The sequence below is a fragment of the Streptomyces sp. NPDC050743 genome, from assembly GCF_044456925.1.
GTDB lineage: Bacteria > Actinomycetota > Actinomycetes > Streptomycetales > Streptomycetaceae > Streptomyces.
Map to the genome: position 1 here is coordinate 1 of NZ_JBITGJ010000147.1, position 13,963 is coordinate 13,963.

The 13,963-nt window shown below is 68.4% G+C and carries 9 protein-coding genes and 4 pseudogenes; 5 read left to right on the plus strand and 8 right to left on the minus strand.

What is annotated here, in order from left to right; all coding sequences use genetic code 11:
* Nucleotides 1–186: 186 nt before the first annotated feature.
* Together ACIBJF_RS48045 and ACIBJF_RS48050 are read right to left on the minus strand one after the other, a co-directional pair.
* Nucleotides 187–702 carry a hypothetical protein gene (locus tag ACIBJF_RS48045; RefSeq protein ID WP_399184147.1) on the minus strand — a complete coding sequence of 172 codons (516 nt, stop codon included), beginning with the start codon at nt 700–702 and terminating at the stop codon, nt 187–189.
* A gap of 29 nt (nt 703–731) precedes the next feature.
* Nucleotides 732–1,172 (minus strand): annotated as a pseudogene (locus ACIBJF_RS48050) (transposase); the annotation flags it as partial.
* On the opposite strand from ACIBJF_RS48050, the pseudogene ACIBJF_RS48055 reads away from it, so the two are divergent.
* A pseudogene (locus ACIBJF_RS48055) lies at nt 1,162–1,548 on the plus strand (zinc ribbon domain-containing protein); the annotation flags it as partial. The pseudogenes ACIBJF_RS48050 and ACIBJF_RS48055 overlap by 11 nt on opposite strands.
* A 181-nt stretch (nt 1,549–1,729) precedes the next feature.
* On the opposite strand, the pseudogene ACIBJF_RS48060 reads toward ACIBJF_RS48055, so the two are convergent.
* Nucleotides 1,730–2,642, minus strand: a pseudogene (locus tag ACIBJF_RS48060) (class I fructose-bisphosphate aldolase).
* 373 nt (nt 2,643–3,015) lie between these two features.
* On the opposite strand from ACIBJF_RS48060, the gene ACIBJF_RS48065 reads away from it, so the two are divergent.
* The gene (locus tag ACIBJF_RS48065) at nt 3,016–3,876 is read left to right on the plus strand and encodes a universal stress protein (protein ID WP_399184149.1); all 861 of its coding nucleotides are present in this window, start codon (nt 3,016–3,018) and stop codon (nt 3,874–3,876) included.
* A gap of 18 nt (nt 3,877–3,894) precedes the next feature.
* On the opposite strand, the gene ACIBJF_RS48070 is transcribed toward ACIBJF_RS48065, so the two are convergent.
* From ACIBJF_RS48070 to ACIBJF_RS48080, 3 genes and pseudogenes are all read right to left on the minus strand, one after another.
* Nucleotides 3,895–4,923, minus strand: a complete 1,029-nt coding sequence (locus tag ACIBJF_RS48070; RefSeq protein WP_399184151.1) for a 6-phosphofructokinase — start codon at nt 4,921–4,923, stop codon at nt 3,895–3,897.
* A gap of 272 nt (nt 4,924–5,195) precedes the next feature.
* Nucleotides 5,196–6,272 carry an RNA 3'-terminal phosphate cyclase gene (gene rtcA / locus ACIBJF_RS48075; protein WP_399184152.1) on the minus strand — a complete coding sequence of 359 codons (1,077 nt, stop codon included), beginning with the start codon at nt 6,270–6,272 and terminating at the stop codon, nt 5,196–5,198.
* 112 nt (nt 6,273–6,384) lie between these two features.
* Nucleotides 6,385–7,358 (minus strand): annotated as a pseudogene (locus ACIBJF_RS48080) (universal stress protein).
* Between the two features lie 494 nt (nt 7,359–7,852).
* On the opposite strand from ACIBJF_RS48080, the gene ftsH reads away from it, so the two are divergent.
* Nucleotides 7,853–9,736, plus strand: a complete 1,884-nt coding sequence (gene ftsH, locus ACIBJF_RS48085) for an ATP-dependent zinc metalloprotease FtsH (RefSeq protein WP_399184154.1) — start codon at nt 7,853–7,855, stop codon at nt 9,734–9,736.
* A gap of 1,157 nt (nt 9,737–10,893) precedes the next feature.
* On the opposite strand, the gene ACIBJF_RS48090 is transcribed toward ftsH, so the two are convergent.
* On the minus strand, nt 10,894–11,760 hold the full coding sequence (locus ACIBJF_RS48090) for a Mu transposase domain-containing protein (RefSeq protein WP_399184155.1): 867 nt from the start codon (nt 11,758–11,760) through the stop codon (nt 10,894–10,896).
* Nucleotides 11,761–11,836: 76 nt separating this feature from the next.
* On the opposite strand from ACIBJF_RS48090, the gene ACIBJF_RS48095 reads away from it, so the two are divergent.
* Both ACIBJF_RS48095 and ACIBJF_RS48100 read left to right on the plus strand, forming a co-directional pair.
* The gene (locus ACIBJF_RS48095; RefSeq protein WP_399184156.1) at nt 11,837–12,547 is read left to right on the plus strand and encodes an SDR family NAD(P)-dependent oxidoreductase; all 711 of its coding nucleotides are present in this window, start codon (nt 11,837–11,839) and stop codon (nt 12,545–12,547) included.
* 141 nt (nt 12,548–12,688) lie between these two features.
* A complete protein-coding gene (locus ACIBJF_RS48100) occupies nt 12,689–13,159 on the plus strand; it encodes a VOC family protein (protein ID WP_399184157.1) in 471 nt (156 codons plus the stop codon).
* Between the two features lie 599 nt (nt 13,160–13,758).
* On the opposite strand, the gene ACIBJF_RS48105 is transcribed toward ACIBJF_RS48100, so the two are convergent.
* Nucleotides 13,759–13,963 (minus strand): hypothetical protein (locus ACIBJF_RS48105; protein WP_399184159.1); only part of this gene is annotated, 205 nt, incomplete at its 5' end.

Sequence of the window (13,963 nt, forward strand, 5' to 3'; positions counted from 1 at the left end):
CGGACCGCCTGCGGTGCAGGTCGACACCGACGTACTGGTGTCCGTCGTACTCGCTCACCTGGGGCTCCTTCGCCGTCACGAAGTGGGTGACTGGCGTCTACCCAGACCACCCGCGGAGGGCGGGACTTCGCCCCTTCATCGCATCAATATGTGTGGATGAGCCAGCCTCAGTAGGGGCTTGTTTCGTTAGTCGGTCGTGAGGTTGCTTGGTTCCTCCCCGCGATACGGTATCCATCGGTATCCGGGCTGGAACACTTCGTAGTCGGCGCTCAGGTCAAGTTCCGCATGCAGCTTTTCGCGGAGCACAAGCCCGTGGATGCTGCCGTCGTTCAGTTCATCTGACCACTCGCGCCTGAGCTCAGCGGGGTCAAGGAATGATTCCGGATCCCAGCCGACCCTGGCGGCGACATATCCGTGGAACTGCGCGAGCAGCTCGTAGAGCTGGTGCCCCAGTTCGGTCAGCTCCGCTGCGGTGAGCTGGAACCTGGGGAGGCTGCCGTCCAGGCCACAATGCCAACTGACAGCCACGGGCAGGATCGAGAGCTCGATGTATGAGCCCACCTTCGCCAGCATCGGCCGGTGGAGAGGGATGCGGTGGGCGCCCGCGCGAAGCACCTGTGGCTTGGGGCCGATGTGGGCTGCAGCCTGTGCCGCCTCGGCGTCGTCGCCGAAGTTCACCACCAGCTCGAAACAGATCGCCACAGTTCTTCTGCCTCCCCAGCGCCGCGGCCTCACGCAGCCCGTGTTTCAGTACGTTTGACGAGGATGCCATTCTCGAATCTGGCGCCCGCACGGACCAGGGGCACCAGGTGCGATCCGGTGATCGCCCGCCAGCGAGCCTGGGCGGACTCGACGAGCTTGAAGACCATCGCGAGGGCCGCGGCCGGGCTTCCGGCGCCGCGGGTGACCTTGGTGCGGAGCTTGACGGTGGAGAAGGTCGACTCGAAGATGCGGTTCGTGGTCCGCAGGTGGATCCAGTGCTCGGCCGGGAAGTCGTAAAACGCCAGCAGTTCTTCCCGGTCTTCGGTGATCTTCGCGACGGCCTTGGGAAACTTGGCGCCGTAGGTCTTCGCGAACGCCTCGATCGCCTTCTCGGCGTGGCCGCGGTCCTCGGCGTTGTAGATCTTCTGCATCGCTTTCGTCGCGCTCGGCTGTGCGGACTTCGGCAGGGCGTTCGTGCGCGGCCACGACGGGGTTGCGGTGGAGGACTTCAGGCCGAGGTTCCTGGCGAAGACCACCATGGCCCGCAAGGCGGCCGATGCCGCCATCGCCGCGACGAAGCGTGCCCTGGTCGAGATGGGCCGCAAGCACGGGCGGGAGGTCCGTCTCGTGCACCCGGCGCACACCACGATGGACTGTGCCAAGTGCGGAGCGAGAACCAAGCACGCACTGCCTCTGTCGATGAGAACGTATGCCTGCACCGTGTGTGGAGCGGTGTCCCCCAGGGACAAGAACTCCGCCCGCGTGATGCTGGTCCGGGCAGGTTGGAACCCGGACGGTGTCGAGGGCGTAAGATCACCCGAGCCGCCGGCTCCGGTGGCGGCCTGAGCCGTAAATCCCCGCTCAGCCCTGGAGGGCGACGCATCCCCTCCCAGGGAGGGGAGCCTTCAATATCTCGGCTGCGGACGAGGCGCCGATCCGGTCGGCCTTGCGCGCGGCAGAGGGGGCGCGCGTGCCTGCGGGTTGGCCTCCGTCCCCATGTCATCCGCACCAACTCCGTTTCTGTGGCTCAGGTGCTGGATGCGCCTGCTTGGGGGTGCTTGGCGAGTATCTCCTGGAGCCGGGCCACGAACCGGAGCGATTCATCGTGCTCACGCTGCCAGACGTTGCGGCCGAAGATCAGCCCCGTGGCGCCTGCCTCCATCGACTGTCGTGCCTTCTCCACCATGGCCTCGTCGCCCGCCTTCTCCCCACCGGAGACCAGCACCAGGGTGCGGTTCGCCGACCGCACCACCGCATCGATGGCCTGCTGGGGGGAGTATTCGCGTTGGTAAGCCTCCTTGACCCCGGACACCTTCTCCGGATGAGGGAAGTTCACCTTGACCATGTCAGCGCCGAGTTCGCTCGCCGTTCGCGCGGCGTAGTCCACGGCGTAGAAGGAATCCCTGCCGCCCTTCCCCTCGATCGCGGCGCCGCGGGTAGGCCCACACGATCAGCGGCATGCCGAACCGCTGAGCGTCCTCCCGGACCTGCCGAAGCTGCCGGAAGTCCGTTTCCTGAGCGGGGCTGCCGACGTACAGCGTGTAGCCCACGGCATCGGCTCCGAGGCGGACCGCATCGGCGACCGACGCGTGCAGCGGGGAAAGGGCCTCCGCGTCGGAGGGGATGTCCGTCTTCCCGTTCAGCTTCAGGATCAAGGGAATCTCGCCAGCGTAGTCCCAGTAGAACTTCTCAGCCAGTCCGATCTGGATGGCGATCCCGTTGAACCCTCCCTCCAGCGCGAGCCGGATGATGTATGCCGGGTCGCTCACGACGGGGTTGTCGAAGAAGTCCCGCGGGCCGTGTTCCAGTCCATGGTCGTAGGGCAGGAAGATCGCAGTACCGTTGCGCAGGCCGTGCTGGTGAAGGATCCGGTTGAGGCGGGTCTTCTTCCCCGGGCCGAGCCCTGCGCCGTTGATTCCTTTACCTGGTTTCCTCTTCATGCCATAAAAGTGGCATTCAGAGTGAAATATCCGGCAGAGCCGTTTGGCCCGTGTATGGGACCAAACGGCGCGCCCCGGACGAGGTCGTTGCGCCGAAGTACGTGCCCTTCAACTCTGCGTCTTCGCAGCCGGCCGCAGCCGCTTGGGGACTCGGTTGCTGCGGCACGGCCCGCTCGCGCGGGGCTTCTGGGCGTCCCGGCCCTCTTGAGTCACCCCCTCGCTTGGCAGCACGGCCGCCTCCGGGGGTGTCACTGCAGTTCCACATTCACAATGGTCACGAGGAGGTGGCAACCGCCAAGAGACGGCCACGCCCGTCGAGGGCGGGAAAGCACCTGTCCTGGCCGGACGAGGCGGTGCAGGGAAGGAGTACAGGATGACCCGCTCCGTCGTAGTCGGGATCGACGGATCCCGAGAAAGTCTCGTCGCAGGCGAGTGGGCCGCCGAGGAGGCAGCTCTTCGAGACCTCGAGCTGCGTCTCGTGCACGCCGCGCCTGCCCCCGCCCGTGGCTCCGCCGATGAGCCCGTTGCCTTCTCATGGCAGCAGACGGGCGAGGAACTGCTCCAGCGCGCGAAGACCGACCTCGCCAATCGGTATCCGCGCGTGGCGATGAGCGGCGTACAGGTCGCCGATACACCCGCGACCGCGTTGCTCTCGGCTTCCGAGACGGCCGAACTCCTTGTCGTCGGCGCTCGGGGCGAAGGCGGGTTCGACGGCCTCGCCGTGGGCTCGACGGCGCTGGCGACGGCGAGCACCGCCTCCTGCGCCGTCGCGATCGTGCCCAGAAACCCGGCCGCGGCAGCACATGATGCCGCGGTGTCCGTGGGCGTCGACGTGCGGCACGCAGCCGATCCACCCCTGGACTTCGCGTTCGGCGCCGCTCAGCTGCGCGGCACTCGATTGCATGCCGTGCACGCTTGGGCCCTGTCCGGCCATGCTTCATGGACGGCGATCGGAGTGCCCGAGGAAGACCGAGCGGCGTGGGAGGACGAGGAAGTCCAACGGCTGTCCGAGGCGCTCCAGGGCTGGCAGGACAAGTATCCGCAAGTCCCGGTACTGCCTGATGTCGTACTCCTCCACCCGGCCTACGCCCTGATACACACCTCACAGCGAGCCGACCTGCTCGTCCTGGGCCGGCACTCGAGCCCGCGGGCGGCTGAGCGGCGGCTGGGCCCCGTGGCCCACGCCGTCCTGCATCACTCTCGCTGCCCGGTGGTCATCGTTCCGCATGCGTGACGCCACCATGGGGCAGCCTCAGGTGCCGAAGAACACGTCGAACTCCGTGTACAGCTCTGGGGGGACCCGCTTGGTCGCCTTCGTCGCGTCAGCAAGCGGGATACGTGTGATGTCCGCGCCGCGCAGAGCCATCATCGTGCCGAAGTCGCCGTCCTTGACCGCGTCCACCGCGTGCAGGCCGAAGCGTGTCGCGAGCCACCGGTCATACGCGCTCGGCGTGCCACCACGCTGGACGTGACCGAGAACCGTCGTGCGGGCCTCCTTCTCGGTGCGGTGCTCGACCTGCCGGGCCAGCCAGTCGCCGATCCCGGACAGGCGCACGTGCCCGAACTCATCGCGAGACTCGTCCTTGACCATCATCTGTCCGGCCTTGGGAACGGCTCCCTCCGCCACGACGACGATCGGCGCGTAGTTGATCTCAAAGCGCTTCTCCACCCACGCGCACACCTGATCGAGATCGAACTCCACTTCCGGGATGAGGATGGCATTCGCGCCCCCGGCGACGCCGGCATGCAGTGCGATCCACCCGGAGTGGCGTCCCATCACCTCGACGACGAGTGTGCGTTTGTGGGACTCCGCGGTGGTGTGCAGGCGGTCGATGGCCTCGGTTGCGATGCTGACAGCGGTGTCGAAGCCGAAGGTGTAGTCGGTGCCGGCCACGTCGTTGTCGATGGTCTTGGGCACGCCGACCAGGTTGACCCCCGCGTCGGACAATGCGGTCGCGACGCTGAGGGTGTCCTCGCCGCCGATAACGACCAGGGCATCGACCTTGTGCGCGCTGAGAGTGTTCTTGATGCGGTCGATGCCGTCTTCGAGCCGGAGGGGGTTGGTGCGAGAGGAGCCGAGAATGGTGCCGCCGAGCGGGAGGATTCCGCGCACGGCCGGAACGTCCAGGGGCATGGTCACGTCCTTGACCACCCCGGCCCACCCGTCGACAATGCCCACGAACTTCCAGGCGTACTCCTGCGCGCCTTTGCGTACGACACTGCGGATCACCGCATTGAGACCGGGGCAGTCACCACCCCCGGTCAGCACTCCCACCCGCATGATCGTTCTCCCTTGCCTTCGCGCATCGTGATCACGCATGTCACAGCACGGCGGCGTGTCACGGTTTCCGACACCAGGCACCACCGGCCTGGCCTTGAGCGGCGCCGGTGCCCGTATGGAGATCTGTCTCCAGCTTGAACCCACCCGGGACGGAACGCACGGTGTGCCCCCTCGCGTCGGCTCCCGACGATGCGGAACCTTGCCGACAGCCCTACCTGCAGGTCGGCCAGGGGCCTGGGCAGAGCGGTTGCACACCACGTGGTGGCACCTGATCAGGAACGCCCGCCGGCAGTTCCGCCACCCTCGACGACGAGCAGACGTCCGTGCAGGGTCGCTTGTGCCACGCCGAAAAGGTTCGTGAGCCAGACCCCGGTGCGGACGTGGTCGGTCACTTCGGGCAGCCGCGCACGGCTGCGGCCTCGCGCCAGCGCGGTGAACGTGATGATCTGGTCGGAGGCGAAACGGTCGAGTACGGCACCAGTGCGTACGTCCTCAAGCAGTCGCTCCGCAGTGGCCCGCCCGATCGATTCAGCCGGTCGCCCGCGGGCTCCGGCCCCGTCCGCCCCGAGCCGCCACCCGCCCGTCAGGTCGGCGAACACGGCGAGCCCAGCCCCCGGCTGGAGCGCGCTGGTGTCCTCGCGCTCGTCGATACGGGCTTCGTATCCGGCCCGGGTGAAGACCTCGCAGGCGCTGTCTGCCATGCGCCGGCTGACCCGGCGTTCCTGCAGGTGGGAGGCGAGGGCGATCCCCCACACCGACCGCACCGACCGCACCGACCGCACCGACCCAGACTGCTGCGCCTCCAGAGGCACGAGCGGGCCGTCAGTCCGGACCTCGAGTCGCAGCAGACCACCGCCGGTGGGCACGTAACCGGGCCGCACCAGCGTGACGGCGATCGCGAGTCCCATTCGGGCGATCAGCGGGGCGAGCACGTGCTGCAGATGGAAGGCGGAGGGCGCCCGGTCCTGGAACAGTCCACCGGTCAGTTCGACACGGATCGGCTGCTCGGAAGCGGTGGCGAGAACGGGCAGCAACGCGAGGGACAGCGCAGTGGCCGACCCCGATGTTCCAACATCAAACGCGTACTGTCCTCGCGGCCGCTCACCGCCGGGGCAGAAGGTGAACTCCCGTGAGCCCGGCGACGCCCCCTCGACCGTTCCGCCGACCAGCGTGCGGACCGCTTCGACCGCGCCAAGGTGCTGCCGACGCAGTCCCGGGCGCGGTCGGCTCGCCCGGACATGGTGCAGATGAATCGGCGTGCCCGTCACGGCCGCGTATGCCACGGCCTGGCGAACGATCATGCCTGACCCGGCGCAGGCGGCTCCGTCGATCTCCAGCAGAGAGCTCATCAGGACGTACTCAACACCTCTCACACGTCTCCGCGCAGATCCCCAGGGAGACCTCCCTTTCCGCTACACGGGCGGGTGCGCCGCACGGACAGTATCTGCCGCCGAGGAGTGGTCAGGTGGCCGCATCATCATCTTCGGCAGGGTGCGGCACGATGACGAGTGGGCACAGTCCATGATGCATGAGGCCCTGGCTGACCGAGCCGAGCACCAGCCCGGAGAATCCGCCCGGCCCGCGGCTGCCCGCCACCAGCAATGCCGGCCACTCGGCCGCGTCACTGAGACGCGTACGGGGTGGCCGCGGATCACCGCGTGCCTGAGCTCGACCTGAGGATACTTCTCCTGCCAGCCCGCCGTGGACTCCACCAGCACCCGCCGTACCTCGTCCTCCACATCCTGCGAAGAGAAACCGCGGGGATGAGGCGGCTGCCAGACCGAGACCGCTGCCAGGTGTGCATCACGGAAGGCGGCCTCCTCGAAGGCAAACCGCACGGCCTCCCTGGACACGGCCGAACCATCCACACCAACCACGACATGCAGCTGAGTCTGCGGCCCGAGCTCCGGCTCGCGGACCACGACGATCGGGCACGGTGCGTGCGTGACCAGCGGCATTCCCACCGACTCGCGGCTCAACAGATCCCGCACGATGTCTCGGTGCCGCGAGCCGACAACGACCATGGCGCTGCCCGGTGCCCGGGCCCGCAAGACGGCCGCCGGAGCACCGTCGGCAAGTTCGACGGCCGCGGAGAGCCGCGGATGGCGTCCAGCGACGAAGTCCCGCGCCTCCTCCAGCACCGTCACATGGGCGGAGGAACGCGAAGACCTCGCCCACCCGGACCGAGAACGACACCTCCTGGACCGCCACCACGGGCCCGTAGCGCTTGCCGATTCCCACGGCGTCGACCACCGCAGCCGCTCCAGCGGCTTCCTCACGCGGCGGCGCGTCCACCGGCCTCGCTGTTGGCGGACTGCCCATGATCCACCTCGCCCGTCTCGACCTGCACCCCAGCGTCCCGCCGCACAGACCACCCGGTCCAGGGCCGATCGCCCAGACCTACGGTCCGAAGGACCCACCCGCCGGCCCAGCACAGCCAACCGCCCCGCGCCTGCATCCGGATTACGCCAACATCAGGGCAAGGCCCCCTCTGGGAGCAGCCGTGAGTGCCCACGTTGCTGGACGAATGCACGATCTTGCGCTCAGCGCGTGTTCGGAGTGCCTCTGACGCTTCTCGCCCTCACGTCCCCGATCTTCCCGACGGCCGCACATAAAGGCGCGCTTCGCAGATGTGACAGCGAGACGACGTGCACACCTGTCAGTCGGCTCCTGGCCTCCGGCTGGCGGCCGGCCTCGAGCCTGGGTGGGCTCTGACCGGACGGCCCCCATCAGGGCCATTCGACCCCTGCCACCCAGGAACGACTGGGTTGAGGCTGGTGGATGGGGTTCACGGCGACCGAAGGGCGTGGGATCGGTGATCACACGAGTGCGGATGCCGCACCGGCACCTGACGCCGCCCGCCAAGCCGGGGCCGCCGAAACCGCCCACACCTCCGTCCCGGCAACCGCAGCCGACCGGCGGACGGTGGATGTTCTTGTGGATCCTGATGACGCTCGTCGTCGTCCTGCTGCTCTCGCGCGCCCGCTCCGGGCCGCACCCGACATCACTGTCCTACAGCGACTTCGTCGGCAAGGTCGGCGCCAGCCAGGTACAGATGGTCGACATCAACGACAAAGGCGCCATCAACGGCACCCTGAAGGACGGCACGAAGTTCACCACCCAGATCCCCACCTCGCTGGGCACCGGGGCCCAGCTCCAGCAGCAACTGACATCGCACCACGTGCAGATCAAAGCCAGCCAGAGCAGCAGCGGCGGCTCGGCGTGGTTGTCCGTGCTCTTCACGTTCCTGCCCTTCCTGCTGCTGATCGCGTTCTTCGTGTGGATGGGGCGCCGTGCCGCGGGGTCGGTGACCGGCGGGCTGAGCGCCATCGGACGCTCGCGCGCAAAGATCATCGAGGCGGAGCGGCCCACCACCGGCTTCACCGACATCGCCGGCTACGACGGGGTCAAGCAGGAGATCAGCGAGGTCGTCGACTTCCTGCGCAATCCCGCCCGTTACACCGCCGCAGGTGCCAAGGGACCCCGTGGCGTGATCATGGTGGGGCCACCCGGTACAGGCAAGACGCTCTTCGCGCGGGCGGTCGCCGGCGAGGCGGACGTGCCGTTCCTGTCGGTGACCGGCTCCGCGTTCGTGGAGATGTTCGTCGGCGTCGGCGCCTCCCGAGTGCGCGACCTGTTCGACCAGGCCCGCAAACGCGCCCCCTCGATCATTTTCATCGACGAGATCGACGCGCTCGGGTCGCGTCGCACCGGCGGGGCCCGGTTGGGCGGAAACGACGAACGCGAGCAGACCCTCAATCAGCTGCTGTCCGAGATGGATGGCTTCGACCAGTCCAGCGGCATCGTCGTCCTCGCCGCCACCAACCGGCCCGACGCCCTCGACCCGGCCCTGCTGCGCCCCGGGCGCTTCGACCGCCAGGTCACCGTGCCGCTGCCCAACCAGTCCGAGCGGGCCGCGATCCTCACCGTCCACACCCGGGACAAGAAACTGGCCCGGGACGTCGACCTGGATGCCGTGGCGCGCGCCACGCCCGGATTCTCCGGTGCCGATCTCGCCAACCTGGTCAACGAGGGCGCCATCAACGCCGTACGGAACGACCGCACCCGGATCGAACCGTACGACCTTGATGCCGCCCGTGATCGGGTGCTGCTGGGCCGCCGGGAGTCCTCCAACGCGCTGCTGCCCGAGGAGCGCCGCTCCGTCGCGGTCCACGAGTCGGGCCACGCCCTGGTCGCAGCACTGTGCGAACACGCAGACCCCGTGGCGAAAGTCACCATCCTGCCCGCCGGCGTCACCCTCGGCGTCACCGAACAACTCCCCGAAGCCGAACGCCACTTGTACAGCGAGAGCTACCTGACCGACCTGCTGGCGGTGCGCCTGGGCGGGCGCGCGGCCGAACTCGTGGTCTTCGGCGAGGGATCGACAGGAGCCGCCAACGACCTGGCCGGAGCCACCCAGATCGCCACCCGCATGGTCCGCGAGTTCGGCCTCTCCCCCGAACTCGGCCCGATCGGCTACGCCTCCTCCCACCCGCACTTCCTCGGTGAGACCACCGAGGAACCCAGTCGGCCACCGTACTCGGAGCAGACCCAGCGCATCGTCGACGAGGAGGTCGCCCACCTGCTGCGCCGGGCCGAACAGCGCGCGATCACGCTGCTGCGCGGCCACCGGGCCGCCCTGGAATGCCTGGCCGAACGACTGATCACCCGCGAGACCGTCGACGGCTCCGTCGTCCTCGACGTCCTGCGGCAAGAACGCGCCCAGGCAGACGGAAGAGGCGATGACCACGCCGTCGACGCGTCATCGGCCCCGGAACCTCCGGAGCCGGGAGTTCGCACCCCGCCTCGGTAATCGTCAGCAACACGGCGGCCAAGGGCCTCCCTTCAGTCGGTAACCGTATCCGCTTGCCGCCGCCGAAGCCGGGACTTCGGTGCCATCGGCCCCATGCCCCGTATGGGCCCAGGCCCCGTATTTCCTCTGCCACCGCTGGGCCGATCTCGCCCTCACCACGCAGGGGATTGCCTACGCCGATCGACACGCCCCGGCCGCTCATGTGCGCTGCGAGGGTCAGACCTCCACGACCGTCGTTCGGCGGTTGCGATGGTCCACGGATGTGCGTGGTTGTCCGCCGGTGTACGCAGGCGTTGTCACTCAGTTAGACACTCACACGGAAGGCGTGGCGCGAGTTTCAGTCGCCTGCGAACCACAGATAGCTGCCTCGGGTGACCGCGCACTGTTGCAGCATCGTGGCGAGGTCGTCCAGTGCGGCGAGCTGACGCTCATCACCGCACCGCTGCCTTTAGATCGTGGATGTCCCGGAGGGCGACTGCGGCCTCCTGCTCGTTCATCAACGTATCCCCGTACGGATCGATGGCAGTGAGCCTCCCGGATACCCCAAGGAGTTGGAGCGAGCCGAGTGCATCGGCCAGCGCGTCGCCGTGTCCGTAGGAGCGTTGCGCGGGACTTCCGCCAGTTGTTGCGGGCCGGCCGTGCTGAGCGCAGGGGCGCCGGTCCCCCACCGCTGCAGGTCCAACGCATGACCGGGCGAGCCCGCGCAAGAACGGCAGGGCAAGCTCAGTGCGCGCGTGCCGCACTCCAGCCGTCGCCTGCTGCTGACGGCCCTGCCGGTGCGCGCGGATCAGGGGACGGCCGCTGGCTGAGCATGTGGCCGACCAGGGCCTGTGTCTCAGCCCTTGACCGCCCCGGAGAGCATGCCGCGGATGAACTGCCGCTGGAAGAACACCTACAGGCCCACGACGGGAACCAAGATCAGCACCCCAGCCGCTGCGAGCAGGGTGATGTGCACCATGTAGCGGCCGGAGAAGGCGCCCAGGCCCAGCGTCATCGGTGGTGGCCTCGGTCGGAGACGAGGATCAGGGAGGGGAAGTAGTCGTTCCAGGTCCACACGAAGCTGAGCAGGACGAAGGTGAGGACTACAGGAAGCGCCCTTCGCCGGTCAGCAGCGTGTCGACCAGGCCGGCACCGACGGCGTCAACCCGGCGGGTTCTTCACCGCTCAACGCCAGCTGGATTCCGCGCAGTTGACCGGGGAGAGCAGCCCGTCGCCCCGCACAGGACGCATCCGGCGACCGCCCAGGCCCCTTGCTCGCCGGTCTCGGTCAGGACCTCGATATGGTTGGCGGGCCCACAGTCGTATACCGGCCGGTCGTCGAGCTCCCTGGCCCCCGCACGCGGCGGCTGTGGGGGCCGCAGCACAGGAGTGCGCGGGTGACCGGTGGGCGCAGGATGGCGGGGCCGGGGCGGGACGTCGCCGGTGGTGGTCCGGCGGCCCTTGCCGGTGGGCAGGCCGTCCCAGTGCTGTTCCTCGACGACGCGGACACCGCGGCCGACCGCCCGCTGGTGCATGGCCAGCAGCGTCTCGCTGCTGGCGTCGGGGACGGTGGAGTACAGCATGACCTGGGACTTCGTGGCCCGGATCTCGACCAGCTGGCGGGGGCGGACCCGGCGGGCGGGCACCGAGTAGAGATTGCCGCCGACGGCGACCAGGCAGTCCTTGCCGACCGGCCGCAGATGCCGCTCCGCCACCAGATACGGAGTCGGCGGCAGCGGCTTGAGCGCCGCGTAGTCGCGGGCCGCCCGCTCGCCGATGACCTCCCGGTGCGTCTTGTGGATCTGGGACCTGCGCTGCGGCACCCAGGCGGCGAAGGCGGCGTCCATCTCCTCGACGGACGAAAACGACCGTCCGGATAGGACGTGGTCGCGGACGATCAGCACCTGGCGCCGGGGCCCACGCGGCGCCGTCCTTTGGCTCCGCAGCCTCGACCCCCGGTCGTCAGTGCGCCGCAGTGCGTCCGGGCCACCCGGGCAGCCGTAGCCCTCCTCCTTGGGGAAACCGGTGTCGTCGACCGCATGCACCTATCGACTCTTTGCATATAGACGACCGGTCGCCTAACCTCGCTTCCGAGCATATCCACCCTTCGAAGGAGCCATTATGAGCACCCAAACTCAGAAGGTCGCAGTCATCACTGGTGCCTCGCAGGGCATCGGAGCCGGACTGGTCGTCGCCTACCGCAAGCTCGGCTACGCCGTCGTCGCCACCTCGCGGTCCATTGCAGCGTCGCAGGACCCCGAGATCCTCACCATCCAGGGCGACATCGCCGACCGTGCCACCGCGGAGCGCATCATCGCCGCGGGCCTCGAGCGGTTCGGCCGCATCGACACACTGGTCAACAATGCCGGGATCTTCATCTCCAACGCGTTCACCGACTTCTCCAGAAACGAGTACGACGCCGTGCTCGGCGTGAACCTGACCGGCTTCTTCCGGATCACCCAGCTCGCGATCCAGCAGATGCTGACCCAGGGCGGTGGTCACGTCATACAGATCACCAGCACCCTGGCCGACCGGGCCAATTCCCACGTGAACTCCGCACTCGCAGCGCTGACCAAGGGCGGTTTGCAGTCCGCCACCAGGGCCCTCGCGATCGAGTACGCCACCCGCGGTATCCGCAGCAACGCCATCGCCCTGGGCACCATCAAGACCCCCATGACCGAGGGGTACTGGGACGTGCTCGCCGGCCTGCATCCGGTGGGCCGCCTGGGCGAGGTGAGCGATGTCGTCGACGCGGCGATATACCTCGAGAACGCCCCGTTCGTCACCGGCGAGATCCTGCACGTCGACGGCGGCCAGATCGCCGGCCACTGAGCCGAAGGCGCGCCTGTCAGCCACCCCCCGATCCGCCGGGGCCACGTCCCGTTCGGATGGCCACAAAAACTCCCAGCGCTCGGGGATCGGAAACAATTTCAGTAGACGACCGGTCTACATTTTGAAAGTGAGAACATACCCATGGATCTGAAACTCGAAGTCGTCGTGCTGCCCGTCTCCGACGTCAACCGGGCCAAGGCCTTCTACGAGAAGGCGGGATTCCGTCTGGACCTCGACAAGACCGCCAACGAGGACTGGCGCGGCGTGCAGCTCACGCCGCCCGGCTCCGAGTGCTCCATCATCTTCGGCAAGGGGGTCACCTCCGCCACACCTGGCTCAGCCCAGGGCCTATACCTGGTCGTCTCCGACATCGAGCAGGCACACGCGGAGCTCGTCGATCGCGGCATCGAGGTGAGTGAGATCTTCCACGACGCCGACTTCTTCTACCACGGCCACGAGGCGGGAGAGGTCACCCACCGGCTCCAGGGGCAGCAGCGGCTCGCCGGCCCCCGGCCCGAGCGCGCCTCCTACGGCTCCTTCGCCACCTTCAGCGACCCGGACGGCAACGGCTGGGTACTCCAGGAGATCGCCGAGCGACTCCCCGGCCGCTGACTCCTGCGAGGTTCCCCGTGACGCCACGGCCTCGGCCAAGCGGCCCCCTCCACACCGCGCGAACGGAATGAGGACGTCCGCCCCTGCCCGCACCCGGCATGCCGGGTATTGATCACCGGGCCCCGCGAGGCCCCGGCGCGGGTGCGGCATGGGGCAGGCTGCACCCGACGCCCTTCGCGTCGAGGGTCACCTTCAACAGAGCCTGCGTATCCGCGGGTTCGGGCCGCTGGTCGCGGTGGAGAAGTCGTCCACATCGCCGCACGTTCGACCAGCTCCTCGACCTGCCGCTGACCCGGCACGCTGCCGCATCAACGGGCGATCGCGGCCGCGCGCCGTCAAGGGCCCACGCACCGCCTCCACGGCCGCGCGTCTGCGAGGCCCTGCGGCACGTCCGCGTGCGGCGGGCTCGACGCCGATCCACCACAAAACCCCGGTGCCTGAAAGGGCGTTCCGATGGTGGTGTCGGCGAGGGTCTTGTCGTGTTCGGTGCCGAGGAGGCGGCGGGTGTCGGGGGTGGCTGGCTCAAAGGGTGAGGAAGGTCTGGACGGCGGTGACGAGGGTGACGTGGCGCTCCAGCGGGCCGGCGTCCACCCGGGACTTCAAGCGGCGGTCAGCATGTTCGGGGCGATGCCGAGGCTGCGCTCGAACTCGTCGAAGCGGTTGAAGGCTCCCCTCCCTGAAGGGAGGGGAATGCGTCGCCCTCCAGGGTTGAGCGGGGATCTACGGCTCAGGCCGCCACCGGAGCCGGCGGCTCGGGTGGTCTTACGCCCTCGACACCGTCCGGGTTCCAACCTGCCCGGACCA

Coding starts and splice junctions, on each gene's coding strand:
- ftsH (WP_399184154.1), top strand. CDS start 7,853: ATGTTCTTGTGGATCCTGATGACGCTCGTCGTCGTCCTGCTGCTCTCG.
- ACIBJF_RS48100 (WP_399184157.1), top strand. CDS start 12,689: ATGGATCTGAAACTCGAAGTCGTCGTGCTGCCCGTCTCCGACGTCAAC.
- rtcA (WP_399184152.1), bottom strand. CDS start 6,272: ATGAGCTCTCTGCTGGAGATCGACGGAGCCGCCTGCGCCGGGTCAGGC.
- ACIBJF_RS48065 (WP_399184149.1), top strand. CDS start 3,016: ATGACCCGCTCCGTCGTAGTCGGGATCGACGGATCCCGAGAAAGTCTC.
- ACIBJF_RS48070 (WP_399184151.1), bottom strand. CDS start 4,923: ATGCGGGTGGGAGTGCTGACCGGGGGTGGTGACTGCCCCGGTCTCAAT.
- ACIBJF_RS48095 (WP_399184156.1), top strand. CDS start 11,837: ATGAGCACCCAAACTCAGAAGGTCGCAGTCATCACTGGTGCCTCGCAG.